At 35.1% G+C, this 24,385-nt stretch carries 20 protein-coding genes and 1 tRNA gene; 14 read left to right on the forward strand and 7 right to left on the reverse strand.

Translation table 11 applies throughout. The features are described from left to right. The first annotated feature begins 102 nt into the window (after positions 1-102). On the forward strand, positions 103-1,320 hold the full coding sequence (gene dinB / locus ON07_RS08165) for a DNA polymerase IV (protein WP_010229910.1): 1,218 nt from the start codon (positions 103-105) through the stop codon (positions 1,318-1,320). 28 nt (positions 1,321-1,348) lie between these two features. Beyond that, positions 1,349-4,303: a DNA polymerase III subunit alpha gene (locus ON07_RS08170; RefSeq protein WP_010229913.1), complete on the forward strand. Its 2,955-nt coding sequence runs from the start codon at positions 1,349-1,351 to the stop codon at positions 4,301-4,303. Between the two features lie 65 nt (positions 4,304-4,368). Here ON07_RS08170 and ON07_RS08175 read toward each other — a convergent pair. After that, positions 4,369-4,441: transfer RNA gene (locus tag ON07_RS08175), tRNA-Phe, on the reverse strand. 261 nt (positions 4,442-4,702) lie between these two features. On the opposite strand from ON07_RS08175, the gene ON07_RS14945 reads away from it, so the two are divergent. From ON07_RS14945 to ON07_RS08205, 7 genes are all read left to right on the forward strand, one after another. Then, complete coding sequence (locus ON07_RS14945) at positions 4,703-5,296, forward strand: type III pantothenate kinase (RefSeq protein ID WP_316928119.1); 594 nt, start codon at positions 4,703-4,705, stop codon at positions 5,294-5,296. Beyond that, complete coding sequence (locus tag ON07_RS08185; RefSeq protein ID WP_010229919.1) at positions 5,293-6,537, forward strand: membrane protein; 1,245 nt, start codon at positions 5,293-5,295, stop codon at positions 6,535-6,537. Before ON07_RS14945 ends, ON07_RS08185 begins: the two co-directional genes overlap by 4 nt. Positions 6,538-6,556: 19 nt before the next feature. Then, positions 6,557-7,930, forward strand: coding sequence for a tetratricopeptide repeat protein (locus tag ON07_RS08190; RefSeq protein ID WP_029331700.1), 1,374 nt, complete (start codon positions 6,557-6,559; stop codon positions 7,928-7,930). A gap of 4 nt (positions 7,931-7,934) precedes the next feature. Continuing rightward, positions 7,935-8,234 carry a hypothetical protein gene (locus ON07_RS17760; RefSeq protein WP_316928117.1) on the forward strand — a complete coding sequence of 100 codons (300 nt, stop codon included), beginning with the start codon at positions 7,935-7,937 and terminating at the stop codon, positions 8,232-8,234. After that, positions 8,200-8,511, forward strand: coding sequence for an LPS export ABC transporter periplasmic protein LptC (lptC, locus tag ON07_RS17765; protein ID WP_316928118.1), 312 nt, complete (start codon positions 8,200-8,202; stop codon positions 8,509-8,511). The genes ON07_RS17760 and lptC overlap by 35 nt, the downstream gene beginning before the upstream one ends. Before the next feature lie 181 nt (positions 8,512-8,692). Further along, positions 8,693-9,982 (forward strand): hemolysin family protein, encoded by a 1,290-nt coding sequence (locus tag ON07_RS08200; RefSeq protein WP_010229924.1) that lies wholly within the window; start codon positions 8,693-8,695, stop codon positions 9,980-9,982. Between the two features lie 96 nt (positions 9,983-10,078). Continuing rightward, positions 10,079-12,199 (forward strand): peptidylprolyl isomerase, encoded by a 2,121-nt coding sequence (locus ON07_RS08205; protein WP_010229925.1) that lies wholly within the window; start codon positions 10,079-10,081, stop codon positions 12,197-12,199. Between the two features lie 133 nt (positions 12,200-12,332). On the opposite strand, the gene ON07_RS17100 is transcribed toward ON07_RS08205, so the two are convergent. Genes ON07_RS17100 through ON07_RS08220 form a run of 4 tightly spaced genes read right to left on the reverse strand, consistent with a single transcriptional unit; the run spans position 12,333 to position 14,892 of the window. Next, a complete protein-coding gene (locus tag ON07_RS17100; RefSeq protein ID WP_081483384.1) occupies positions 12,333-12,539 on the reverse strand; it encodes a GDCCVxC domain-containing (seleno)protein in 207 nt (68 codons plus the stop codon). Positions 12,540-12,551: 12 nt separating this feature from the next. Then, the gene (locus tag ON07_RS08210) at positions 12,552-13,898 is read right to left on the reverse strand and encodes a dihydrolipoyl dehydrogenase family protein (protein ID WP_010229927.1); all 1,347 of its coding nucleotides are present in this window, start codon (positions 13,896-13,898) and stop codon (positions 12,552-12,554) included. A gap of 6 nt (positions 13,899-13,904) precedes the next feature. After that, the gene (gene merTP / locus ON07_RS08215) at positions 13,905-14,519 is read right to left on the reverse strand and encodes a mercuric transport protein MerTP (RefSeq protein WP_010229929.1); all 615 of its coding nucleotides are present in this window, start codon (positions 14,517-14,519) and stop codon (positions 13,905-13,907) included. Position 14,520: 1 nt separating this feature from the next. Further along, complete coding sequence (locus ON07_RS08220; protein ID WP_029331703.1) at positions 14,521-14,892, reverse strand: ArsR/SmtB family transcription factor; 372 nt, start codon at positions 14,890-14,892, stop codon at positions 14,521-14,523. Positions 14,893-15,140: 248 nt separating this feature from the next. Between ON07_RS08220 and ON07_RS08225 the strand changes: the two genes are divergently transcribed. Beyond that, the gene (locus ON07_RS08225; protein WP_010229932.1) at positions 15,141-15,680 is read left to right on the forward strand and encodes a hypothetical protein; all 540 of its coding nucleotides are present in this window, start codon (positions 15,141-15,143) and stop codon (positions 15,678-15,680) included. 30 nt (positions 15,681-15,710) lie between these two features. On the opposite strand, the gene ON07_RS08230 is transcribed toward ON07_RS08225, so the two are convergent. Beyond that, a complete protein-coding gene (locus ON07_RS08230) occupies positions 15,711-16,634 on the reverse strand; it encodes a GYDIA family GHMP kinase (protein WP_010229934.1) in 924 nt (307 codons plus the stop codon). Positions 16,635-16,646: 12 nt separating this feature from the next. Further along, positions 16,647-17,975, reverse strand: a complete 1,329-nt coding sequence (locus ON07_RS08235; protein WP_262486219.1) for a hydroxymethylglutaryl-CoA reductase, degradative — start codon at positions 17,973-17,975, stop codon at positions 16,647-16,649. Between the two features lie 178 nt (positions 17,976-18,153). Here ON07_RS08235 and ON07_RS08240 point away from each other — a divergent pair, with 178 nt between their 5' ends. From ON07_RS08240 to ON07_RS08255, 4 genes are all read left to right on the forward strand, one after another. Continuing rightward, on the forward strand, positions 18,154-20,325 hold the full coding sequence (locus ON07_RS08240) for a S9 family peptidase (RefSeq protein ID WP_010229937.1): 2,172 nt from the start codon (positions 18,154-18,156) through the stop codon (positions 20,323-20,325). A gap of 22 nt (positions 20,326-20,347) precedes the next feature. Further along, positions 20,348-21,916 (forward strand): peptide MFS transporter, encoded by a 1,569-nt coding sequence (locus ON07_RS08245; RefSeq protein WP_010229940.1) that lies wholly within the window; start codon positions 20,348-20,350, stop codon positions 21,914-21,916. Positions 21,917-21,921: 5 nt separating this feature from the next. Further along, a complete protein-coding gene (locus ON07_RS08250) occupies positions 21,922-23,670 on the forward strand; it encodes a peptide MFS transporter (protein WP_010229943.1) in 1,749 nt (582 codons plus the stop codon). Between the two features lie 165 nt (positions 23,671-23,835). Beyond that, positions 23,836-24,378: a thioredoxin family protein gene (locus ON07_RS08255; protein ID WP_010229945.1), complete on the forward strand. Its 543-nt coding sequence runs from the start codon at positions 23,836-23,838 to the stop codon at positions 24,376-24,378. Positions 24,379-24,385 lie beyond the last annotated feature (7 nt).

The raw sequence follows: 24,385 nt of genomic DNA on the forward strand, positions 1-24,385 counted from the left end.
ACTTATCAACATTAACATTTTTAAGTTTTAAAGCGATAGCGGAATTTAAAAAATAATATTAATTTTGGAATAATTCCATTTTATAGGAATAATTCCAAAATCATGAAAGAGAAATCCATTATTCATCTCGATTTAGATACTTTTTTCGTGTCTGTAGAACGTCATCTCAATTCTGAATTGGAAAAAAAACCAATACTTGTAGGAGGCATTGGAGATCGCGGTGTGGTAGCCGCATGTAGTTATGAAACCCGCGCTTTTGGAGTGCGCTCTGGAATGGCTATGAAGTTTGCTCGACAACTATGTCCTGAGGCAATTATCATTAAAGGCAATGCCGGTACCTATACGCAACATTCTAAAATAGTGACGGATATTATTAAAAGTAAAGTTCCATCATTCGAAAAAGCAAGTGTAGATGAATTTTATGCCGATTTAAGTGGAATGGATAAGTTTTTTGGGATACAAAAATTTGCCCATGAACTTCGCCAAACCATTATCAAAGAGAGTGGTTTGCCTATTTCCTTTGGATTGTCTAAAAACAAAGTGGTTTCTAAAATAGCAACAGGAGTAGCTAAGCCTAATGCTGAAAAAATTATTGATTATGGAGAAGAAAAAAAATTCTTAGCACCGCTTTCGGTTAGAAGTATTCCAATGATTGGTAACAAAACTTTTCAGGTTTTAATGAATTTAGGAGTTCGTGAAATTAGAGTGATTCAAGAAATGCCGGTAGAAATGCTGGAAAGTGTGTTAGGCAAGAATGGACGAACAATTTGGAAGCGTGCACAAGGCATAGATGATTCTCCTATTATTCCTTTCCATGATCGGAAATCCATTTCCACAGAGCGTACTTTTTCTCGGGACACTATAGATGTATCAAAACTACATGCAACTCTAGTTGCGATGGCAGAGAGTTTGGCCTATCAACTGCGAAGAGGTAATAAACTTACTTCTAATGTAAGTGTTAAGATTAGATATTCAGATTTTAACACCTATACCAAACAAGCTAAGATTGCTTACACCAGTGCCGACCATATTCTTATTTCAAAAGTGGAAGAATTATTTAAACAACTTTATAATCGTCGATTATTAATAAGGTTGATAGGAGTGAAATTCAGCGGACTGGCGGGTGGGAATTATCAAATTAACCTTTTTGATGATTCCGAAGAAATGTTGAACCTATACAATTCCCTTGATAAAATAAAAAATAAATATGGGGAGCGTAGTATTATGCGTGCTATTGCTATGGATACTAAAACCATAGGTCGTATGTCGAATCCATTTAATGGTGAGCCACCAACGGTCTTGGCGCATCGAAAACAGTAAAAAACTATTTAATTCATAAACTGTTATAATGTATCTAAATGCACATACTTGGTTCTCTTTGCGCTACGGAACATTTTCTGTAGAAGCCATGTGTGAGCTTGCTCAAAAATATAAGGTTAAACATCTTACACTTACAGATATTAATAACACTTCCGGTTGTCTTAGTTTTTTGAAAATTGCTAAAAAGTATGGAATTAAGCCGTTGGTTGGAATAGATTTTAGAAATGGGGTTTCGCAGCAATATGTTGGAATAGCAAAAAACAATGATGGCTTTCGGCAACTTAATGAACATTTATCCAAACATCTTCACATCAAAAAAGAATTTGCAGCTAAAGCCCCATTATTACCAGATTGCTATGTTATTTATCCTTTCGAAAAAGTAACGGCTCTCAAAAAAACCATTTTTAGTGAGAATGAATTTATTGGTATCTCGGTTGAAAGTTTGCGGAAATTAAAGTTCTCTAATTACTTAAAATTCACTACCAAACTGGTGCTGCTACAGTCCGTTAGCTTCCGGAGTAAAAAGGATTATAATGCACACAGGCTTTTACGAGCGATAGACAACAATACCTTACTAAGTAAATTGCCAAAAAGCGAGCAAGGTTCATCTTCAGATCAAATGTTGGATATAGCAGAAATAGAGGCCTCTTTCACAGGTTTTGAGCATATTTTAGAGAATACTCGCAGATTGATGGAAAATTGTAAGGTGGATTTCAAATTTGGAACGGGGCAAAATCGAAATTTATTAGTCTACGGAAAAAATAAAGCAGAGGATATTGAAGAACTGAAGCATTTATGTGAACAAAAAATTTATACTCGTTATTCTATAGTAACTCAAAAAATTGAAGATCGAGTAACTAAAGAGTTAGACGCAATTATCAAATTGGGGTTTGTGTCTTATTTTTTGATCAATCTGGATATTGTGAATTATGCAAGATCTCAAAATTTTCAATTCGTGGGTCGGGGCAGTGGTGCAAATTCTATTGTAGCCTATATCCTTGGAATCACAAATGTAGATCCCATAGAATTGGAGTTGTATTTTGAACGCTTTATCAATGAAAATCGAAAATCTCCACCAGATTTTGATATAGATTTCTCTTGGAAAGATCGTGATAATATCACGCAGTATATTTTTAATAAATATAAGAATACTGCATTAATGGGGACTTATGTTACTTTTAAAAGAAGAGCAGTATCTAGAGAGTTGGGGAAAGTTTTTGGCTTGCCTAAAATGGATATCGATAAACTTTCAAGTGGGCTTTTTAATTATTCTGAACTGGATGAGGTCGAAAAATTGGTAATTCAGTACAGTTCTCTAATTGAAGGCTTCCCCAATTATTTGAGCGTACATTCAGGCGGGATCTGTATTTTAAATGATTGCATTTATACTTATGCCGGGACTTTCTTGCCGCCAAAAGGTTTTGAAACTATTCAAATTGATATGAATATTGCAGAAGATGTGGGCATTCATAAATTTGATATTCTTTCCCAAAGAGGCCTCTCAAAAATTACAGATGCAATTGAGATCATTAAAGAAAATCAGCCCGATGCTGAGATCTTAGATATTGATAATGTAGAAGTTTTTAAAAACGACCCAAAAATTAATAGTTTGCTTAAGGTAGGAGACTGCATGGGTGTTTTTTATGTAGAATCTCCTGCAATGCGAGGATTGCTCATTAAATTACAAACCGATAATTATTTGAATTTGGTAGCTGCCAGCTCAATTATTCGTCCCGGGATTTCTAGCGGGGGCATGAAGGAAGAATACATAAAAAGCCATCGAGATCCAGAACGCAGAAAGCAAGCACATCCCGTAATGTATGAGATTATGGAGGATACCTATGGCATCATGGTATACCAAGAAGATGTAATGAAGGTTGCGCATCAATTCGCAGGTTTAAGTTTTGATGATGCCGATGTTTTACGACGTGGGATGAGTGGTAAAAAGACCTCGAAAGGGCAAATGGAAAAAATTGAAAAAAACTTTCGGGATAACTGTAAAAAAAAAGGCTACAGTTCTACTTTAACAACTGAGGTTTGGGAGCAAATTTCATCCTTTGCCGGCTATGCTTTTCCAAAGGGGCATTCTGCTTCTTATGCAGTGGAGAGTTATCAAAGCTTGTATTTAAAATGTTATTTCCCATTGGAGTTTATGGTTGCGGTACTCAATAATGGAGGCGGATTTTATTCAAAAGAAACCTATGTGCAGGAAATTCGAAAATGTGGAGGTATTGTTCACGCTCCGTGTATCAATAAAAGTGATCACCCCAATGTTATTTTTGGTAAAGATGTTTATCTAGGCTTTGGTTATTTAAAAGAGTTAGAAGTTAAATTGATTCAACAAATTTTAGAAAATCGACAGTTCTTCGGAGCTTTTACTTCTTTCGATGATTTTGTAGATCGGATTTCTATTTCTATAGAACAACTGCGTATTTTAGTTAGGATAGATGCGTTTAGATTTACAGGAATAGATAAACATGAATTATTATGGAAAGCACATTTTAAATTAAGTAGCTCTAAGCCAAAATTTGCACAAGCACCTTTGTTTAAAATCCAACATAGGGATTTTGTGTTGCCACAGTTCTCTTATTCCAGCTTAATTAATGCATTCGATCAGATGGAATTGCTGGGATTTCCGCTATGTAGTCATTTTAAATTGTTAAAGAACAAAACTGAAGACTCTGTAAAAGCTAAAGATTTAAGGAACTATGTTGGGCAGGATGTTTTGATCTACGGGAATTTAATTACTGTAAAAAGAACAACTACGGTTAATAATAAAAATATGTATTTCGGGACTTTTTTAGATGAAAATAGTGATGTTTTTGATACTGTCCAGTTTCCAAAAGTGGCTGAAAAATATCCTTTGCGCGGTAATGGAATTTATTTGTGTTTTGGAAAAGTGGTAAATGAATTGGATTATATATCCATTAATCTAGCCTGGATGATTCGTCAAGAAACGGCTAAAGATCCAAGATTAGTTTAATTTTTATTAAAAAAACCTTTATAAATTAAAAAAACCCCAAGACTCTTATCAAGGGGTTTTTAAGGTGGTGCCTCCAGGAATCGAACCAGGGACACAAGGATTTTCAGTCCTTTGCTCTACCAACTGAGCTAAGGCACCAGTTGCTTTAAAACTTGCAGTAAGCCTTTCAAGCGGGTGCAAATATAATTTCATTTTTATTAACCCACAAAGGAAAAATTAAAAAAAATGCTTTTGTAACTTCGCTTTTTCAATTAGAATCTATGAATTTAGTGATAGATATAGGGAATACGCTGGTGAAAATGGCTGTATTTCAGGATGATGTGTTAGTCAATAAAAAAATAGCGCTCAAGCAAAATTTTTTTTAAAAATCTTGAAGAATTAGAACAAAGCTTTCCAAATATAAAGGATGTTTTAGTCTCTTCGGTATCAAAAACACCTTCCAAGTGGTTGCAAAAACTCCAGGAAGACTATAAAATGGTTGTTTTGGATCAAGAGTTACCTCAGGTATTCTCAAATTCTTATGCTACACCCAAAACTCTGGGTAATGATAGAATAGCATTGGTGTCTGCTGCAAGCAAATTATATCCTAATCAAAACGTACTCGTAATTGATGCCGGGACTTGTATTACCTTCGATATTAAAAACATCGAAAATGAATATCTAGGAGGCGCTATTTCTCCCGGTTTACAAATGCGATATCAGGCAATGAATACGTTTACGGAAAACTTGCCGTTATTAGAACCGGAGGAAGCTGTGGATCTAATTGGAAATACGACTATTAAAAGCATACAATCTGGCGTGATTTTTGGGATTACTGCGGAAATTGATGGGGTGATTTCTATGTATAACTCTCAGTTTAAAGATTTAACAATTATTTTGACAGGTGGAGACTCAGTATTTTTGTGTAAACGATTAAAAAATAGCATCTTTGCGAACTCAAATTTTCTCCTTGAAGGATTGAATTACATTTTAGAATTTAATAAATCTCAATGATTAAACGATTTATAATAATCGTGGCCTTATTAACTACGGTTGCATCGGCTGCACAAGAAGGAACATCATCCCCTTATTCATTTTACGGAATTGGCCTTACGAAGTTTAAAGGTACTGTAGAAAATCAGTCTATGGGAGGTATCCGCATGTTTTCAGATAGTATTCATTTAAACTTGCGAAACCCCGGTTCTTATGGAAGACTACGATTAACCACTTTTACGGTTGGAGGAAGTCACCAAAGTACAGCATTAAAAACAGACAACGAAAGTGAGTCTAGTAGAACAACTTCTTTAGACTATTTAGCAATAGGACTTCCTACTGGAAAACTGAATTTTGGATTGGGTTTAATTCCATATACTTCGGTAGGTTATAGAATCTTAGAAGTAGATGAAGAGACTTCCAATAGATTTACCGGTCGCGGTGGAATGAATAAAGTATTTTTAACCGCTGGTTATGCAGTTAATGATAATTTAAGTGTAGGTATGGATGTAAATTATAATTTTGGAAATATTCAGAATAACTTTACAACGCTTCAAAGTGGTGTTCAATTTGGATCTAGACAAATTAATAGAACAGACCTTCGAGGTTTTAATCTAAATTTCGGTTTGGATTACCAAAGGGATTTAAATGAGAAGTTAAAATTATATACTGTTGCTACCTACGCTCCGCAAATGGATATTACAGCAGAGAAAATGAGTAATATTGCTACAATTTCTTTTAGAGCAGATGGAAGTGAAGTTGTAGTGGAAGAATCTGAGCAAACGTTTCCGCAGGGAGATCTTTCCTTACCATCCGAATTAACACTTGGTGCCGGAATTGGTACAACGAACAAATGGTTTTTAGGAGCAGAGTATGGAAGAATTTCTGCGAGCGATTATAATTTTAATTCTGGAAACTCTTTTGCAGAGGTGCAATATGATAACGCCTCTCAATATAGAGTAGGTGGATTTTATATTCCAGAATATAATTCTTTAACGAGTTATTTTAGTAGAGTGGTTTATCGTGCAGGTTTACGTTTTGAAGAAACGGGTCTTAACCTTAGTGATGAAGGGATAAATGAGTTTGGCATATCTTTTGGAGTAGGATTACCAGCAGGACGAAACTTTACAAATGCAAACATAGGAATTGAGTATGGACAGCGCGGTACAACAAATTCCGGTTTAATTCAGGAGAACTTTTTTAAACTTTCAATAAGTTTGTCTTTAAATGATAAATGGTTCGTACAACGCAAATTTGATTAACCACTATAAAAACAAAAACATGAAAACTAAATTTATATTACTACTGTCGGGAGTGCTTTTAAGCTCTGGTCTAGTTAATGCTCAATCTAACGTAGATTGTGCAACTAAGGCGGCCTTGGCATACGATGACGCAAAAGCAAAAAGATACGATCAGGCATATGCGCCTTTAATGGAAGTAAAAGAAAAATGCCCTACCTATAGTTTGGCAACTTTCCAGTACTTAGATCGTGTTTTAAAAGATAAAATGTCTAAAGCTAATGGTGCTGATAAAACAAAATTAGTTGAAGAGACTATAGATCTTATGAACGATCGTTTGAAGTATTACCCTTCTAAAACAAGTGCTGGTGAAGTACAAGGTGATATCGCAATGCTTAAGTATGAGAATGGGATAGGAACTAAGGAAGAGCAATTTGAAGCTTTCGATGCAGCCTTTAAAGCAGATAAAGAAAGTTTTACTAGTGCGAGAGCATTATACGCTTACTTTTCTTTGTTAGTAGATCTTCAAGATGAAGGAACAAGAACATTGGAAGATGTATTTGAAAACTACGATGAGGTAATCTCTAAAGTAGAAGAAGAAGAAAATAAAATGGCAGAATTCCTTGCGCCACTTTTAGTTAAGCAAGATGCAGGTGAAGAATTATCTGCTAAGGAAAAGCAGTTAGTTGCAAATTCTGAAATTAACTTAAAAGCATATAGTACTGTTAAAAGTAGTATTAACGCTAAGTTAGGACAGAGAGCAGATTGTGATAACTTAATTCCTTTATATAACAAGGATTTTGCTGAAAGAAAAACAGATGTTGCTTGGTTAAAAATAGCTTCTGGAAGATTGTCTGCTAAAGATTGTACTGAAGATCCTATCTTTTTTAAATTATCTGAAGCTTTACATACAGCAGAGCCATCTGCAAAATCTGCCCTTTATTTAGGACAATTAGCAGATGCTAAAGGAGATGCTTCTCAAGCGATGAAGTATTATAATGAGTCTGCAGAATTGGAAACAAATCCTTCAGATAAGTCTAGAGTATATATGAAGTTAGCTGACAATTACAAGAGAAAAGGTAGTTACGGTCAAGCAAGAACTTACTATAACAAAGCACTTGCTGCTAAGCCATCTGCAGGTAGAGCATACTTACAAATTGCAGATATGATTGCAAAAAGCGCTAACAACTGTGGACAAACTACGTTCGATAAGAGAGCTGTATATTGGTTAGCTGCAGATTATGCATCTAGAGCAGGTCGTGTAGACCCTTCTTTAAGTAGTGTTGCAAACCAAACGGTTGCTGCTTATAAAGGAAGAGCACCTCAAAAATCTGATATTTTCCAAGCTGGAAAACAAGGTCAGAGTGTGAGAATTGGATGTTGGATTGGAGAAACAGTAAGAGTACCTTCATTGTAAATCAATGATAACATATCAAAAAATAATTGCAGGCATTGTCACGGCTATCACCGTGACAATGCTTTTTTCATGTGAAGGCAATCTAAACCGGGTTCGAGCTTTAGATATGCCAGATGAGAACCCACAAGCGATCGGGATGGGTCTCAATTTAAAATACACCGATTCCGGAAGAGTGGTAGCGACGCTTAAAAGCCCAAAAATGCTGGATTTTACCAATATGGAATTTCCATATAGAGAATTTCCAGAGGGAATCCAAGTGGAGTTTTTTGATGAAGATCTCAAAAAAAAGTACTGTTACAGCTAATTATGGTGTTATCTACGATGAAACCGGCTTGATAGACTTACAGGATAATGTGGTTTTGGTGACTAGTGATAGCACTAAGTTACAGGCAAATCAGCTGTTTTGGGATCAAAAAGCGGGATGGATTTTTACCGATAAACCCAATACAATTCTATTTGCAAATGGTGCTCGGAATGATGGACAAGGTTTTGATTCCGATTTAAATTTCACTAATTTTCGTTCCCGTACCAATGTGGGAATACAAATAATAGAAGAGAAAAAGAATGATGAAGTTTTTTAAATATTTTGAATATGCATATTTATTTATAGCTGCATTTTTTTCTGTTCGAAACCTTCAGGATTTGGAACGAAGAGCGTAATCGTGCATATCTTTTTATTTTCTTTGTGGTGATTGCCATCTTTATGTTCTTTTTCAAAAGACGTTTCAGGCAGAAGCTGGAAAATGACAAGCATTAATTATTATGGAAGTCCAAATTCTAATTATTGTATGTAGCCTAATTCTTTCGGCATTTTTCTCAGGAATGGAAATAGCATACATTTCTTCCAATAAAATCTTTATTGAAATAGAAAAAAGGCAGTCCGGGCTGCTTGCGAATGTTCTTAAAAAACTAACCAAAAAACCTTCAAAATTTATTGCTACCATGTTGGTAGGTAATAATATTGCACTGGTGGTTTATGGCTTTTACATGGGAGACCTAATTATGGCTGTCTTGTCTGGTCTTTTGCCTTCAGAAAGTGGATTTGTAACTGCAATGGTAACAGATTTTAGTTTGCTTACACAAACCATTATTTCTACACTAGTAATTCTTTTTACTGCAGAATTTCTTCCGAAGGTGTTTTTTCAGATCTATGCAAACTCTTTTTTGAAGATCTTCGCTATCCCGGCTTATTTATTCTATTTCTTGTTCAGTTTTGTTTCATCTTTTGTTATTTGGATCTCCGATGTTATTCTAAAACGCTTTTTTAAAACCGACGGAGATGAGGTGCAATTAGCTTTTAGCAAATTAGAATTGGGAAATTTTATAAGTGAGCAATTGGAAACAGTAGAGTCCGATGAAGAAATGGATTCGGAAATACAGATTTTTCAGAATGCTCTGGAATTTTCAGACATCAAATCTCGGGAGGTTATGGTGCCAAGAACAGAGATCGTAGCTGTAGACCAAAACGTAGAGCCTAAAGACTTGGTGAAGATTTTTACGGATACCGGCCTATCTAAAATCCTTGTTTACAATGAAACGATAGATGATATCATTGGATATATCCACTCTTTCGAACTTTTCAAAAAACCAAAAACCCTTAAATCTATTCTTCTTCCTGTGGTTTATGCTCCGGAAACTATGTGGGTGAAAGACGTGCTTAATATTCTGATTAAAAAAAGAAAGAGTATTGCGGTGGTGATAGATGAATATGGAGGAACCAGTGGAATGATCACTATTGAAGATATTGTGGAAGAATTATTTGGAGAAATAGAAGATGAGCATGATTCTGTTATGCTTATCGAAGAAAAACTTGGAGAGGAGCATTTTAAATTTTCTGCGCGATTGGAAGTGGATTATTTAAACGAGACATACAAATTAGATATTCCCGAAGGTGAAAATTATGAAACGCTGGGAGGTTTTATAACTAATCATACCGAAGAAATTCCACAAATAGATGAAGAGGTAAAGATCAATAACTACCACTTTAAGATCCTTGATGCTACCAATACCAAAATAGAATTGGTAGAGCTGGAATTAAAAGACAAAAACTAAAAAATTAATTGCGTTAATATTTTGCAAATTTTAAGTTTTATAATTAGGTTAAAAACACTATTTTCGCCCACTATATTAGATAAATAATAACTACAAATGGCAGTATTAAATAAAATTAGACAACGGTCTGTTTTCCTTATCATCATTATTGCATTGGCATTATTCTCATTCGTTCTTGCCGATGTGATTCGTAATGGAGGCTTAAGCTCACAAAAATCACAAAATGTGGTGGCAACCGTTAATGGAGAAGAGATAAGTAGAGAAGATTTTGCCAGACAGGTAGATGCTTACCAACAAAACATGGGACCTAATGCAACTACTTCTCAGGTTGTAAATCAGGTTTGGGATTTAAAACTTCGTGAAGTTGTTTTACAAGAAGAGTTTGAAAAGCTTGGAATTAATGTAGGTGAAGCTCAGGTAAGACAATTGCTTCGTCTTCAATTAGCTCAAAATCCAAATTTCGTGAACGAAGCTGGAATGTTCGATGAGAACAAACTGCAGGAATATGTAGCAAATTTAAAAGCTACTTCTCCGCAAGCATATAATCAGTGGGTTGCTTACGAGAATTCTATAGCAGAAAATGCAAAGGAAAATATCTACTATAATATGGTTAGAGCCGGAATTGGAGCTACCTTATTAGAAGGAGAGCAAGCTTATAAAATGGAGAACGATAACATCGATCTTAAATTTGTACAGTTGCCATACGCTAGTATTCCGGATTCTGAAGTAAGTGTTTCTAAAGATGAGATTAAAGATTATGTGAAGAAGCATTCAGAAAGATTTCAAGTAGAGAAAACTAGAGATATTCAATTTGTATTCTTCCCTGAAGAAGCATCTAAAGAAGACGATAGTGAAGCAAAAACAGTAGTTGCAAGTGTTCTTAACAGTAGAGTTGAATTCAATTCAGCTTCTAACAAGAACGATACATTGCCAAGCTTTAAAGAAGCAAGTGATGTAGAAGCATATGTAAATCTAAATTCAGACATTCAATATCAGGATAGAATTTTATTCAAAAGTGATTTAAAAGGATCTTTCGCCGACCAGATTTTTAATTTAAATGAAGGTGAAACTTACGGACCTTACAAAGAAGGTGGATATTGGAAAGTGACTAAAATGGTTGAAGCTGTTCAAATTGCAGATTCTGCAAAAGCAAGCCATATTATGATCTCTTGGAAAGGTTTGCCAACTGCTGCTGAAACTTTAAGAACTAAAGAAGAAGCAAAAGCACTTGCAGATAGTATTGCCGGAGTTGTAAGAAAGGACAAAGCAAGTTTTGAAGCTTTAGCGGCTCAATATTCAGGAGATATCGCTTCAAAAGATAAAGGAGGAGATCTTGGATTTTTTAGACCTGGTTCTATGATCAAGAATTTCAACGACTATGTTTTCAATAATAATAAGGGAGAAATCGGAGTTGTAGAATCTGATTTTGGATACCATGTTATTTCTATTGAAGATAAAACTGCTGAAGAGCGCGGTGTGAAACTGGCGACTATTGCTAGAGAGATCGAGCCATCAGAAAAATCTTTGAATGACCTTTACACGAAGGTTACTAAGTTTGAGATCGCTGCAAAAGATAAAGATTTTTCGGAAGTTGCTAAAACCGAGAATTATGAAGTGAAAACCGTAAAGGGAATGAAAGTTTTAGACGAGAATATTCCTGGAGTTGGAGCTCAAAGAAGAATTGTACAATGGTCTTTTGAAGATGATGTAAAAGCTGGAGATGTTAAGAGATTTGAAGTTCCCGGAGGATATGTTGTAGCGCAAGTTACGGCTGTAAAAAAGAAAGGTGTAATGTCATCTGAAGAAGCATCTGCAACGGTAACACCTATCTTATTAAAGGAGAAGAAAGCGAAACTTTTAAAAGAAAAGGCAGAAGGAGCATCTTTAGCTGAAATCGCTAAGAATAATGGTGTAAGTATTCAAACTGCAAGTGCAATCAATTTAAACAACCCTACTTTAGCGGGTGCGGGTAATGAACCGGCAGTTGTTGGAGCTGCATTTTCTTTGAAACCGGGAACGGTAAGCAAACCGATCTCTGGAGATAAAGGAGTGTATGTAGTGGAAGTGGTTGCTTTAAATGCAGCACCAAAAATGGATTCTTATAAGAGCTTTGCAATGAGAGAAGCTTCACAAAGAAGACAAGCTGTAGTTTCTAGAGTGTTTGAAGCTTTAAAAGAAAACGCAGAGATCGAGGATAACAGAGCTCGTTTCTACTAGTCTTTAAAATATTATATTTAAAAAGCTCTTGATCTTATCAAGGGCTTTTTTTGTTATACTAATAAAATTAATATATCAGGTGCACATGAGCATAGCATTTTTTAGAAGAGATCTTTCTTTTATTTCAGGCTCCCTAGCAACACGTTTTATTTTCCTGAATGGGTGGGCAAGGAAGGCTTCCATAAGTACAATATACGCAGCAATCACCTTCTTTAGGCTTTAGAATTTGCTTGCAACTTTTACATTCGTAAAAGAATTGACAAGCATTTGTTGGCATTTCCTCTTTCTTTTCAGATCCGCAGTGCGGGCAAGTGATTATTGATTCTAATATAGTTTTCATTGTAATTTTTAATTAAAGCATATGTGGGATATCAGAAGCCAATGTGGGATAGGAAAATATCATGGTCTTTAGATCGTTAATTTTCATTTTAGTTTTAATTGCCATCGCAAAAATATTAATCACTTCTTCAGAATGAGGTCCAATTAAATGAGCGCCAAATATTGTTTGCTCATCTTTATCAATAATTATTTTGAAGGCATACTCTTGAACATTTAAGCGTCTCGCATTAAACCAATCTTTAGCTTCCTCATAGTTTACCTGAACGTTGAAGCCTCTTTCTTTGGCTTTTTTTTCATTTAAACCAACAGATGCCATACTTGGCAAGGTAAAAACCACAGTTGGCATTGGGGGATAATTTACTTCCTTAGAATTCCCTTTAATAATATTTGAAGCAGCGGTATGGCCTTCTAAAACAGCTACGGGGGTTAAAGGAAGTCCTTTAGAGTCTGCTGCATCTCCCGCAGCATAGATGTTTGGATTAGAAGTGCTTTGTAAAAACTCGTTGACGTTAATTCCCTTTTTTGTGAACTGAATGTTGGCTTTTTCTAAATTTAAGTTGAATATGGCAGGAAGTCTACCCGCAGCGCTGAAAACAGCTTCTGTATCGAAATGATTAATTTTATTTAGGGATGTCCCTTCAACTCGATATTGGTTTTTATCTTTTATAATGCCGGTCACTTCTGTTTCCAATATAAGTTGAATACCTAATTGTTTGGTAGCGGCAATCAAGTGTCTTACAATATCTTGATCGAATTTTTCCAATGGTTTCTTTCCACGATGAACTATAGTTACTTTAGAGCCACAACGAGCTGCAATATGAGCAAATTCAAAAGCTATGTAACCACCACCTATAAACAATATAGATTTCGGTAATTCTTTCAGATTTAAAAAATCTGTACTTGACATTGCATATTCACCACCTTTAAAATCCAATTCTCTTGCCTTAGCACCAGAGGCAATTACGAATTTTTCAGATTTGATGGTTTCATCACCTACTTGTAAAGTATTTTTAGTTACAAACTTGGCTGAAGAATGATAGATATCAATTCCCTTATGTTTATATCCTTTTTCAATTTTTTGGGGCATCGCATTTACAAAGGATTGTTTAAAGGTCATGATGTCTTCCCAATTAATAGTGGGGATAGTATCAATTCCTTTATCTTTTAACCTTGTGGCAAAATCTCTAACCTCAGTGGCGCCTATAATTACTTTTTTAGGATCGCAACCTCTTAAAGCACAGGTGCCGCCGTATGGTAATTCATCAGTTATTCCAACGCTTAAACCCTTGGACGCACATTTATTAGCAACGGTCATACTTGCCATTCCCGAACCTATAATGAATACATCATACTTTTTCATTTCAATCTAATCTTTAGTAGTAACAACTTTGTAGCCTGTACTGTTTATAGCTTTAATAACGGCGGCTTCATTTGTTTTTGTTTTGTCATACTCAACGACTGTGTTTGAATTGTCATAACTTGCTTTGACAGAGATGATTCCCTTTAATTTATTAACTTCACTCTCCACATGTGCTTCACAACCTAGACAAGTCATCCCAAATACTTCAAAGATTTTTTTCTCGATTTTTGATTGTGATACAATTACTATTTCCTTATTAGGCTGACTATAAAATATGTTTGAATAATAGGGAAACGCTAGCATTAGGATAGCAAATAAACTTATTAAAAACAGAAAGAATTTAGACTTCCAAAATGAAGGTTGTATGTCATCATCACAAGCGCAATCTATTTCTGCCTTAGTCTTTGGTTTTAATTTTTGATACCAAGCAAATCCTAATACTAATAATGTTAGACCTATTAAATAAGGTCTAAACGGCTCCATCCAAGAGAATGTAGATGCAACGCCACTCGTTCCTGCAACAAGTGCGAGGATAGGTGTAATACAACATAAAGAAGCAGCTAGTGCTGTTAACGTGGCTGCAAAAGCTACTTTGTTAGACTTGTTTTGAGTAGACTCCATTTTAAGCAATTTTTTTAGATGATTTTATCGTTGTGAAAATGTTGTTTAATACTTCAGTTTCACTCTTAACCAAAGAATAATAAAGCGTTTGACCCTCGCGCCTTGAGATTATAAAGCCAGCATCCTTGATTTTACGAAGGTGTTGTGAAATGGCTGGAATGCTCATATCTAAAATATCTGCTATATCGCAAGGACATAATTCCTGCTCCATATTCAACAGAAAAAGAATTTTTAAGCGCACATCGTTTCCGGCAATAGACAATAATTTCGTCATATTTTTAAAACTGCTCTCCATACTGTTAAGTGTAGATTTACAATTGAGTAGTTGTTTATGATCAGCTTGAGCACGCGTACAAGTTATTTCTAGTTTCATAATAAAGAATTAAAAATCAAATGTATAATAATTCGCTTATTTAAGCAAATACTTAAATAATAACTCATTTTCTTTTTTAAATATTCTTCTGGGTTGCTTAATGTTGTCTTAGTTCCTGTTATTCATTCAGGTAAGAATCAGATATTAAATTTTTTTATTCAATCTAGCATGTAACAAAGTGTAATATTTGATTAAGAAATGCTGGCTCATTGTTTGATGATAATTGAAAGAATTAACCAAAAAACCAAATGAAACCACTTTTACTCGTATTTTTCTTATTGCTTTTTACTTCTTGTATTCCATTAAAAATTGCTCCAAAAATTGAGGAGGAAAAACTAATAGTGGCTAAAAAATTTAAAAGATCCCTACCCAAAAAGCATTCGTATGTTTTTGAGGATCCAAAAGATGCAGATGAATTCTATAATTATATAAATACTAAATATGAGTTGCATCATGAAGATGTTGAATATAATGTACCGGTATTGATTAATGAAAACGAGTATTTTCTTTCATTTCACGAGGTAGAAAGAGTAACGAAAACAATCAATTTACTTCCATTTATGATCGATGGAGGACTTGAATCTAAGGGATATTCTCCGGTATTCGAAGATGATCATTCTACACTTAAAGGATATTGGTATATCGTATTAACGGTATCAGATTCAGAAATGAATGATTGTTTGAACCCGGAATTTGCCAATAGGCAGGAGGTTTTAGCTTTTCTTAAAACTGTAAGATTGGAGTATCTTGGAACTACAAACTATATGAATGCACTTTTTAGAAAGTGATATTAACTTAAAAACAAAAGTTTGTGAGTATTACAAAATCATTTCCATGTATGGGATAATGGTATTGTAACCCTTCTCTTTAAAGTAATTCATGTCCGCTTCCTTCCCTGTTACTAAGATGAAGTCGCCACCCCAGCCCCCAAGACTTTTTATAGCTCCCGGATAATCTGGAAAAAGCTCAGATTTCACCTTTGGAGTATTTATAATTTTGGAAATAAGAGTTTCGTGGATCTCAATTAAAAGTTTAAACTCACTCAAAGACTCGCAAGTAAGAAACTGACTGGTTAAGCTCGAGATTTTGGCGATATTTTTTTGCAATTCGGCTTTAGACTGCTTTCTGTAATGTTCGATAGAATCTCTGCTGTTTTGTTTCCTGTTAAGATGTACAAAGTATAATTCATCTTTGAAAGCCGGATCAAAATCTACATTCAACACATTGCTTTTTTCTTTTGTGCGCTCGTAAGTGATCGCGTTGTGGTGTTGTGCGGCTGCAATATCATAACCGCTGCCACCAAAAGTTAGCTCTAATAATTTAAAAGCGTCAATTTTAAACCACTGTGCGATATTGTTAATTAAGGTAGAGGAAGTTCCTAGTCCCCAATTCTTGGGGAAATCAAGCTGTGTTGTTACATTGAATCCAGTAGAATTTTTAAGCAAATTAGGGTTTAATGAATTTGCTGTTCGTAAAATTTTTAAAAGATATTCTTCTTCTGATATAGATTTTGCTAATGAAGAAATATCCGGTTTTAAAAGCAACTCCTCGAGTTCGAAAAAAGCTTCAAGCCACTTTTTGTTGTCATTATTGAAAGCAATCCAGTGTATTCCTTGCTTGGATATTTCTTCTACATTTAAGCTTTGGCCATATTTTGTTGGAAGCGCAAGAGAAATTGCGCCATCTAAAACAACATATTCTCCCGTAATTAATAATTTTCCGTTACTTCGAAACTTAGTCATAAATCCAGTTTCTTAATTTCTTATTCGCTCTAACTGTTCTGCAACGCTACTGTGAGTAACTGTATGTTTTTTGAAATAATGTAAAAGCTCTTCCTTTTCTCCCGGTGTGGCATTCTGAGAATTTAAGATATTCATTAAATGCATTTTCATATGCCCTTGTTGGATCCCATTTGTCACTAAAGACTTCACAGCGGCGAAATTTTGAGCTAAACCTACAACAGCAACAATTTCCATTAACTCTCTAGCAGATGGCTTCTGAAGGATTTCTAAAGCAACCTTTACTAAAGGATGGAGATTTGTGAGTCCGCCAACGGTGCCTAATGCTAATGGGATTTCCATCCAGAATTTGAAAATGCCATTTTCTACACTAGCGTGTGTTAGGCTGGAATAAGATCCATCTTTGCAAGCATAGGCATGAATTCCCGCTTCCACTGCTCTAAAGTCGTTTCCAGTGGCTAAAACAACGGCATCTATCCCGTTCATGATTCCTTTATTGTGAGTAACGGCACGATAAGGTTCTACTTCAGCAATTTTAATAGCGGTTAAAAAGTTATCGGCAAAAGCATCATGAGAAATATGGTTGTCATCATACAACTCTGAAACCGGACAAGAAACTTCAACTTTTACTAAACATTCCGGTACAAAATTGGAAAGTATGCTCATAATCACTTCCACCTGTTTTTCTTCAACATTGAAATCTTGAAATTTAGCAGCTTCTTCTTTCAACGTATCTGCAAATTTTTCTAAACAGGAGTTTATAAAATTCGCCCCCATAGAATCCTTGGTTTCGAAAGTGCAGTGTAATTGAAAATAATCATCAACCAAATCGGTTTTGTCCAATAATTCTATTTCTAGCACACCACCTCCACGTTTTCGCATATTCTTAGTAATGCTGCTAACAGCATCGAAAAATGCACTTTTTGATGCTTTAAAAAATTGATTTAATTTCTCATGGTCCCCATTATAAATAAAATGAACCTGTCCATTTTTTATAGTGTTTTGAACCTCCACTTTAAAACCTCCTCGGGTTTGCCAGAATTTCGCAGCCTTACTTGCAGCAGCGATCACAGAACTTTCTTCGGTAGTCATGGGAATTGCCATTAGCTTCCCATTAATTAAAAAATTAGGAGCTATACCGAAGGGTAAATAAAAATTACTGAGGGTATTTTCTGTAAATTCCTCATGCAGTTGTTGCACTGCATCATTTTCATTCCAATACTGTTTTAAAACTTTTTCAGAATTTTCAGAATCTTGTAGGTATGTTTTTAGCAACCAGTCAATTTTTTCTTCCTTCTTCAATTTGGAAAAACCGGTAATGGGTGTGATCATTTGATAATAGATTTGTGCTTCAAAGATACAATTACTGCTCTTATTGAGGAAACAAGTCTTCTTGCAAAAAGTAGAAATGAATTCTGGCAAGTGTTTTGCTTTAACATACTATTAGTATTTAACACCTAAAAACGGCTTTTTTTGCTGAATTTTTAGTAAACTTGGCCTACAAAATTTATTTTAAACATTTATGAGAATACCAAAATTTGTCCTTACCCTATTTTTGGTGGGAACGTCTGCGATTTTTGCACAAGAAAAACAAGTCACTTTAGAAGATATATGGAGCGGCACCTTTAGCCAGGAACGACTTGAATCTTTGAAATCTTTAAATAACGGAACAGAATATATAGTTCTTAATCAAGACAGAAAAACAGGAACTTGTAGTATAGATATCTTCGATTACAAATCTGGAGAGAAAAAAGGAAGTCTTTTAAATAGTTCAGATTTATCAGAATTAGAGAGATTTCAATCTTACGAGCTTAGTTCAGATGAAAAGATGATTTTATTGGCTACAGAATTAGATCCAATTTATCGCCGATCTTCTCAAGGGATTTTTTACACCTACGATGTAAAATCAAAAGAGCTTAAAAAATTAAGTGATCACAAAATTCAAGAGCCAACTTTTTCTCCAGATAACTCTAAAGTTGCCTATGTTTTTGAAAACAATCTTTTTGTAAAGGATTTAACTACTCGAAAGGAAACTCAAATTACCAAGGATGGTAAAAAGAATGAGGTGATAAATGGAATTACAGACTGGGTTTATGAAGAAGAATTTTCTTTTGTGAGAGGCTTCGATTGGAATGCAGATGGAACAAAAATCGCATTTTTGAGATTCGATGAAGTTGAAGTTCCGGAATTTTCAATGGACATTGTAGGAAGCGACCTATATCCAACGGCTTCTACTTTTAAGTATCCAAAAGCAGGAGAGGCAAACGCTCTTGTTTCTTTACATATGTATGATGTAGCAACTGCAAAGACCAATGATGTGGCTTTAGGAGAATATGAAGATTTTTATATCCCACGAATTAAGTGGACAAACAATCCAAATGTATTAAGTGCTCAGGTTCTTAATCGTCATCAAAATAACCTAGATCTAATTTTCGTAAATGCTGAAAACAATGAAGCGAAAATCGTTTTAAACGAAAAGGATGCGGCATATGTTGATATCACAGATAACTTAACCTTCTTAGCTGATAACAGTTTCATCTGGACTAGTGAAAAAGATGGATACAATCATATTTATCACTACGATAAATCCGGGAAACTTTTAAATAGAATTACAAAAGGAGATTGGGAAGTGACTAATTATTATGGTTTCAATCCAAAATCGAAGAGAATCTATTTCCAGAGTACAGAAAAAGGAAGTGTAAATAGAGATGTGTATTCTATTAAAACCGATGGTTCTAAAAAAATGCGTTTAACGAATAAGACAGGAACCAACAATGCCGATTTTAGTGCAGATTTCACTTATTTCATAAATACCTTCAATAGCACTAGCACTCCAAATGAATACACGCTTCATAATGCTGAAAGTGGGAAATTAGTTAGAAAGATAAAGGATAATTCAGCCCTAAAAGAATTAGCAAACAGCTTTGGATTTTCTCCAAAAGAGTTATCTACGATAGAGATTAGTGGGAATGAATTAAATATGTGGACTATTAAGCCATTAGATTTTGATGCTACTAAGAAATATCCACTTTTGATGTATCAATATTCTGGTCCGGGATCTCAAACAGTTTCAAATTCTTATGCAGGATCAAATGACTACTGGTACCAAATGCTTGCAGACATGGGATACATTATTGTTTCTGTAGATGGACGTGGAACCGGATTTAAAGGAGCTGCATTTAAAAAAGTGACTCAAAATGAATTGGGGAAATTCGAATTAGAAGATCAAATTGCTGCTGCTAAGAAATTAGGGGAGTTGGATTATATAGATTCAGAAAGAATAGGAATTTGGGGTTGGAGTTACGGTGGATTTATGTCTACAAACGCAATTTTAAAAGGGAACGATGTGTTTTCTATGGCAATTGCCGTTGCACCGGTTTCAAGCTGGAGATTTTACGATACTATTTATACAGAGCGTTATATGACGACTCCACAGGAAAATGCAAGTGGATACGATGAGAATTCGCCAATTAATCATGTAGATAAATTAAAAGGAAAGTACCTTTTAGTTCATGGTTCTGGAGATGATAATGTGCATGTGCAAAATTCTATGAGATTAATAGAAGCTTTGGTACAAGCAAATAAAGAGTTCGACTGGGCGATTTATCCGGATAGAAATCATGGGATTTATGGCGGAAACACAAGGTTACACTTGTATACCAAAATGACAAACTTCATTAAAGAAAATTTATAATAACCTTACTAATATTAATATAATGGCAAATACAGCACCACCCGTAAATCAAAAGGAATTATTTGGGCATCCAGTAGGATTGTATGTTTTATTTTTCACAGAAATGTGGGAGCGTTTTTCTTACTATGGAATGCGCGCAATTTTAGTATTATATCTTGTAAGTGCTACAACTGAAGGGAATGCAGGTCTGGGATGGACTCAGGCAGAAGCTTTAGCGCTTTATGGATGGTACACGATGCTAGTGTATGTGGTTTCTATTCCCGGCGGGATATTAGCCGATAAAGTTTTTGGACAGAAGAAGGCTGTGCTTATAGGTGGGATCATTTTGGTGATTGGTCATGGAATTTTAGCAGTGGAAGAAATGTGGGCATTTTACTCGGGTCTTGGATTAATTATATCTGGGGTTGGTCTTTTAAAACCAAATATTTCGACCATGGTTGGTGGGCTTTATAAAGAAGGAGATATAAGAAGAGATAAAGGATTTACAATATTTTATATAGGGATTAACCTAGGAGCTTTTGTATCTAGTTTAATTGTTGGGTATGTAGGAGAAAATATCGGATGGCATTATGGTTTTGGTCTTGCAGGAATTGCAATGGCACTTGGATTGATCGTTTATTTATGGGGTCAAAAATATTTAACCAATGTAGGAAACTTACTGTCTAAAGTAGAAAGAGATGAAGGTGCTTCATTAGGAAATTTATTTAGTGATTTATTAAAATCACCGATGCAGCTAGTGGTTTCCATCATTTTATTAGGTGTTTCCATTTGGGGATGGTTAGAGCTCGGTTTCGGGTATGGATTGTTATTCTTGTTCCTGACCTTGGTTATTGCAATGATGATGATGGTATATAAGGACCTTACAAGTCAGGTGATGAAAGATAGGTATGTAGTAATGCTTCTTTCTTTTATTCTGGTAATTGTATTCTGGGGTGCTTTCGAGCAGGCTGGAGGATTAATGAATATTTATGCCTTAGATAATACGAATAGAACTTTACCATTTACACTTCCTTTAATTGGAAATGAAGTTCCGGCCTCATGGTTTCAATCTCTAAATGCGATGTTTATCATCATCTTTGGAGTGGTTATCGCTAATTTTTGGGCTAAACGTAAACTTAAGAGTAAAGAAGCATCTTCAATTTTCAAAATGGCTATTGGAGTTATAATTATGGGATTCGGATTCGTATTTATGGTATTTGCTGCACTTCAATTCGAATCTAATGGATCGTCTGCAATGTACTGGTTAGTATTGGCTTATTTGTTCCATACAATTGGAGAATTATGTTCTTCTCCAGTGGCATTATCATTCATCACAAAATTAGCACCGGTAAAATACGCTTCCTTGATGATGGGGGTTTATTTTGCTGCGACCGGATTAGGTAATAAAGTGGCAGGAGAATTAGGTGCATTCGCTTCGGAAGCGGGTGATATTGCTATTTTCTCTGGAATAACCATTTTTACTGTCACATTTGCGGCTATCGTATTATTAATGTTGAAGCCTTTAAAAAGACTTACCCATGGAGCAGAGGATAACGAAAGAGAGATGTTGGAACAGGAGAATTACGAATTAGCAGACGCAGAAGTTAACTAAAAGTTATGGCAATAGATAAGGCTTCCTCCGATGAATTCTTTAAATCGAATGTTCTAGGTCATCCATCCGGATTATTTGTTTTATTTTTTACTGAAATGTGGGAACGCTTCTCCTATTATGGGATGCGGGCCTTGTTGGTGCTTTTTTTAACATCAGCATTATTTAATGAAGGTTGGGCGTGGCCTCGAGAGCATGCACTTGCTCTTTATGGTACGTATACATCCCTAGTGTACCTAACCCCAATATTAGGTGGTTTCTTGGCCGATAAATACATGGGCTATAGAAATGCTGTGGTTGTTGGAGCCTTTTTAATGACTCTTGGCCATGCAAGTATGGCATTAGATACAGAATTTTTCCTTTATGCAGGTCTCTTTTTTCTAATATTAGGGAACGGATTTTTTAAACCTAACATGACCTCAATTATTTCTCATATGTACGAAGGCCATGAAGAGAAAAAGGATGGAGCTTTCACCATTTATTATATGGGTGTTAATGCGGGAGCCTTCTTGGGAATTTTACTTTGTGGATATGTTGGAGAACAAATTGGTTGGCATTGGGGCTTTGGTCTTGCCGGAATCTTTATGTTTTTTGGTCTTTTGCAATTCTACTTCGCTCAAAACATTTTTGGGGAGGTAGGTAAGAAGCCTGTGAAAGGAACAGAAGAGGTAACAATAGATAAAGCGGTGGACAAACTGAATCCGTTTACCTTAATCGATAAAGCCTTTATTGTAATTAGCGCGGTGATTGGTTTAGTCTGGATTATCAATGATCCTATGTCTAAAATCGGCGGCACGAATGTTTTCGACTTTAGCGTTGCGGGGATGGATGGATCTAACTTCATGATCTTATTCGCCCTTATCATTTTTATAATTTTATTGGTATCGAGAATTATTAGGTACAGTCCTATCGTTAGAGATAAAATGATCGCTGTTTCCATTTTTGCCTTCTTTACCGTATTCTTTTGGGCAGCTTTTGAACAGGCAGGTGGTTCTATGACGATTTTTGCGGGAGATTATACTGATAGAGTTTTAGACGGAAGCTCTGCAAATATCTTTAGAGTTGTAAACACCTTAATTACTATTATCCCATTAGGAATTATTACCTGGGTGCTTTTTAAACTTTTTCAGCAAACCTTTGCCAAATATGCCCTATCTAATGTGTTCTTAGGAACTAGTTTTCTAATTATATGGGTGCTTGTTGGATTTATGCTTTATAACCAATATTTTCAAGAAAACCCTGAAGTTCCGGCTTCATGGTTCAGTGTTCTTAACTCGTTGTTCATTATAATTTTTGCGCCTTTATTTTCTAAACTTTGGGAGAGTAAATACAATCCATCTGTTGCCGTAAAATATGGCGCAGGACTAATTTTATTAGGAGTGGGATTCTTATCTCTGGCTTACGGAGCACACGGAATTCCATCTGGGGCTAAAGTAGCAGCAGTAAGTATGATCTGGTTGGTATTCGCTTATTTCTTCCATACCATGGGAGAACTTTGCTTATCTCCGGTAGGTTTGTCTTATTTAAGCAAGTTAGTACCGGGGAGAATGATCGCGTTTATGTTTGGAATCTGGTATTTGGCTATTGCAATAGGTAATAAATTAGCGGGAACAACAGGAGGAATGATAGATGCCATTACTGCGGAATATTCCCTTTCCACCTTCTTTTTACTATTCTTTATAATTCCGGCTGCTGCGGGAGTACTCATCATTCTATTACATCCGTTACTTAAAAAACTGATGCACGGAATCTTATAAGCAATTTTTTATTTTCTTGGATATTTATTAAATTTAATCTCCGTAGAGGCTTTAATTCTTTTGCCCGGCTAGGCATATTCCCTGAGGTCTAGTTATAAAATTCTTGATTATTTGTTGAAGCTATAATTCGGAATGATTTTTGAAAAAGTATAAAAAATATTAAATATGAAATTTATAATTACAAGTTTACTTGTTTTATTAGCCTTTACCGGAATTCAAGCTCAAGAGATCAAATGGATGAGCATGAATGAAGCCTTAAAAGCACAAGAAAAACAGCCTAAAAAGATCCTTATGGATGCGTATACCACTTGGTGTGGGCCTTGTAAGATGATGGATAAAAACACCTTTACAAATAAAGATGTGGTTAACTATGTAAACAAGCATTTTTATCCCGTTAAGTTCGATGCTGAAGGTACAGAAGAGGTATTTTATAAAGATTTTAAGTATACCAATCCCAATTACGACCCTAAAAGAAAAGGAAGAAATAGTCAGCACTTTTTAGCGAATGCATTAAAAATAAGCGGATATCCTAGTTTGGTGTTTTTCGATGAGAAATCCAATGTTATCGCCCCAATTGTTGGATATAGAACTCCGGAACAGTTGGAGATCTTCCTTAAGATGATAGCTAATAACGATTATAAAAAACTAACCTCTGCAGATGCCTGGGGTAAATACGAAAAAGAATTCAAAGGAACTTTTAAAAATTAAGTGTTAA

This window comes from Gillisia marina (genome assembly GCF_000258765.1).
Lineage (GTDB): Bacteria > Bacteroidota > Bacteroidia > Flavobacteriales > Flavobacteriaceae > Gillisia > Gillisia marina.

Excerpts from the sequence above, each read along its gene's own strand:
- merTP (WP_010229929.1), bottom strand. The coding sequence starts at position 14,519 with ATGGAGTCTACTCAAAACAAGTCTAACAAAGTAGCTTTTGCAGCCACG.
- ON07_RS08190 (WP_029331700.1), top strand. The coding sequence starts at position 6,557 with ATGAAAACTAAATTTATATTACTACTGTCGGGAGTGCTTTTAAGCTCT.
- ON07_RS08205 (WP_010229925.1), top strand. The coding sequence starts at position 10,079 with ATGGCAGTATTAAATAAAATTAGACAACGGTCTGTTTTCCTTATCATC.
- ON07_RS08170 (WP_010229913.1), top strand. The coding sequence starts at position 1,349 with ATGTATCTAAATGCACATACTTGGTTCTCTTTGCGCTACGGAACATTT.
- ON07_RS08185 (WP_010229919.1), top strand. The coding sequence starts at position 5,293 with ATGATTAAACGATTTATAATAATCGTGGCCTTATTAACTACGGTTGCA.
- ON07_RS08245 (WP_010229940.1), top strand. The coding sequence starts at position 20,348 with ATGGCAAATACAGCACCACCCGTAAATCAAAAGGAATTATTTGGGCAT.
- ON07_RS08230 (WP_010229934.1), bottom strand. The coding sequence starts at position 16,634 with ATGACTAAGTTTCGAAGTAACGGAAAATTATTAATTACGGGAGAATAT.
- ON07_RS08210 (WP_010229927.1), bottom strand. The coding sequence starts at position 13,898 with ATGAAAAAGTATGATGTATTCATTATAGGTTCGGGAATGGCAAGTATG.
- ON07_RS08240 (WP_010229937.1), top strand. The coding sequence starts at position 18,154 with ATGAGAATACCAAAATTTGTCCTTACCCTATTTTTGGTGGGAACGTCT.
- ON07_RS08250 (WP_010229943.1), top strand. The coding sequence starts at position 21,922 with ATGGCAATAGATAAGGCTTCCTCCGATGAATTCTTTAAATCGAATGTT.
- ON07_RS08225 (WP_010229932.1), top strand. The coding sequence starts at position 15,141 with ATGAAACCACTTTTACTCGTATTTTTCTTATTGCTTTTTACTTCTTGT.
- ON07_RS17100 (WP_081483384.1), bottom strand. The coding sequence starts at position 12,539 with ATGAAAACTATATTAGAATCAATAATCACTTGCCCGCACTGCGGATCT.
- ON07_RS17760 (WP_316928117.1), top strand. The coding sequence starts at position 7,935 with ATGATAACATATCAAAAAATAATTGCAGGCATTGTCACGGCTATCACC.
- ON07_RS08220 (WP_029331703.1), bottom strand. The coding sequence starts at position 14,892 with ATGAAACTAGAAATAACTTGTACGCGTGCTCAAGCTGATCATAAACAA.
- lptC (WP_316928118.1), top strand. The coding sequence starts at position 8,200 with ATGAAGATCTCAAAAAAAAGTACTGTTACAGCTAATTATGGTGTTATC.
- ON07_RS08200 (WP_010229924.1), top strand. The coding sequence starts at position 8,693 with ATGGAAGTCCAAATTCTAATTATTGTATGTAGCCTAATTCTTTCGGCA.
- dinB (WP_010229910.1), top strand. The coding sequence starts at position 103 with ATGAAAGAGAAATCCATTATTCATCTCGATTTAGATACTTTTTTCGTG.
- ON07_RS08255 (WP_010229945.1), top strand. The coding sequence starts at position 23,836 with ATGAAATTTATAATTACAAGTTTACTTGTTTTATTAGCCTTTACCGGA.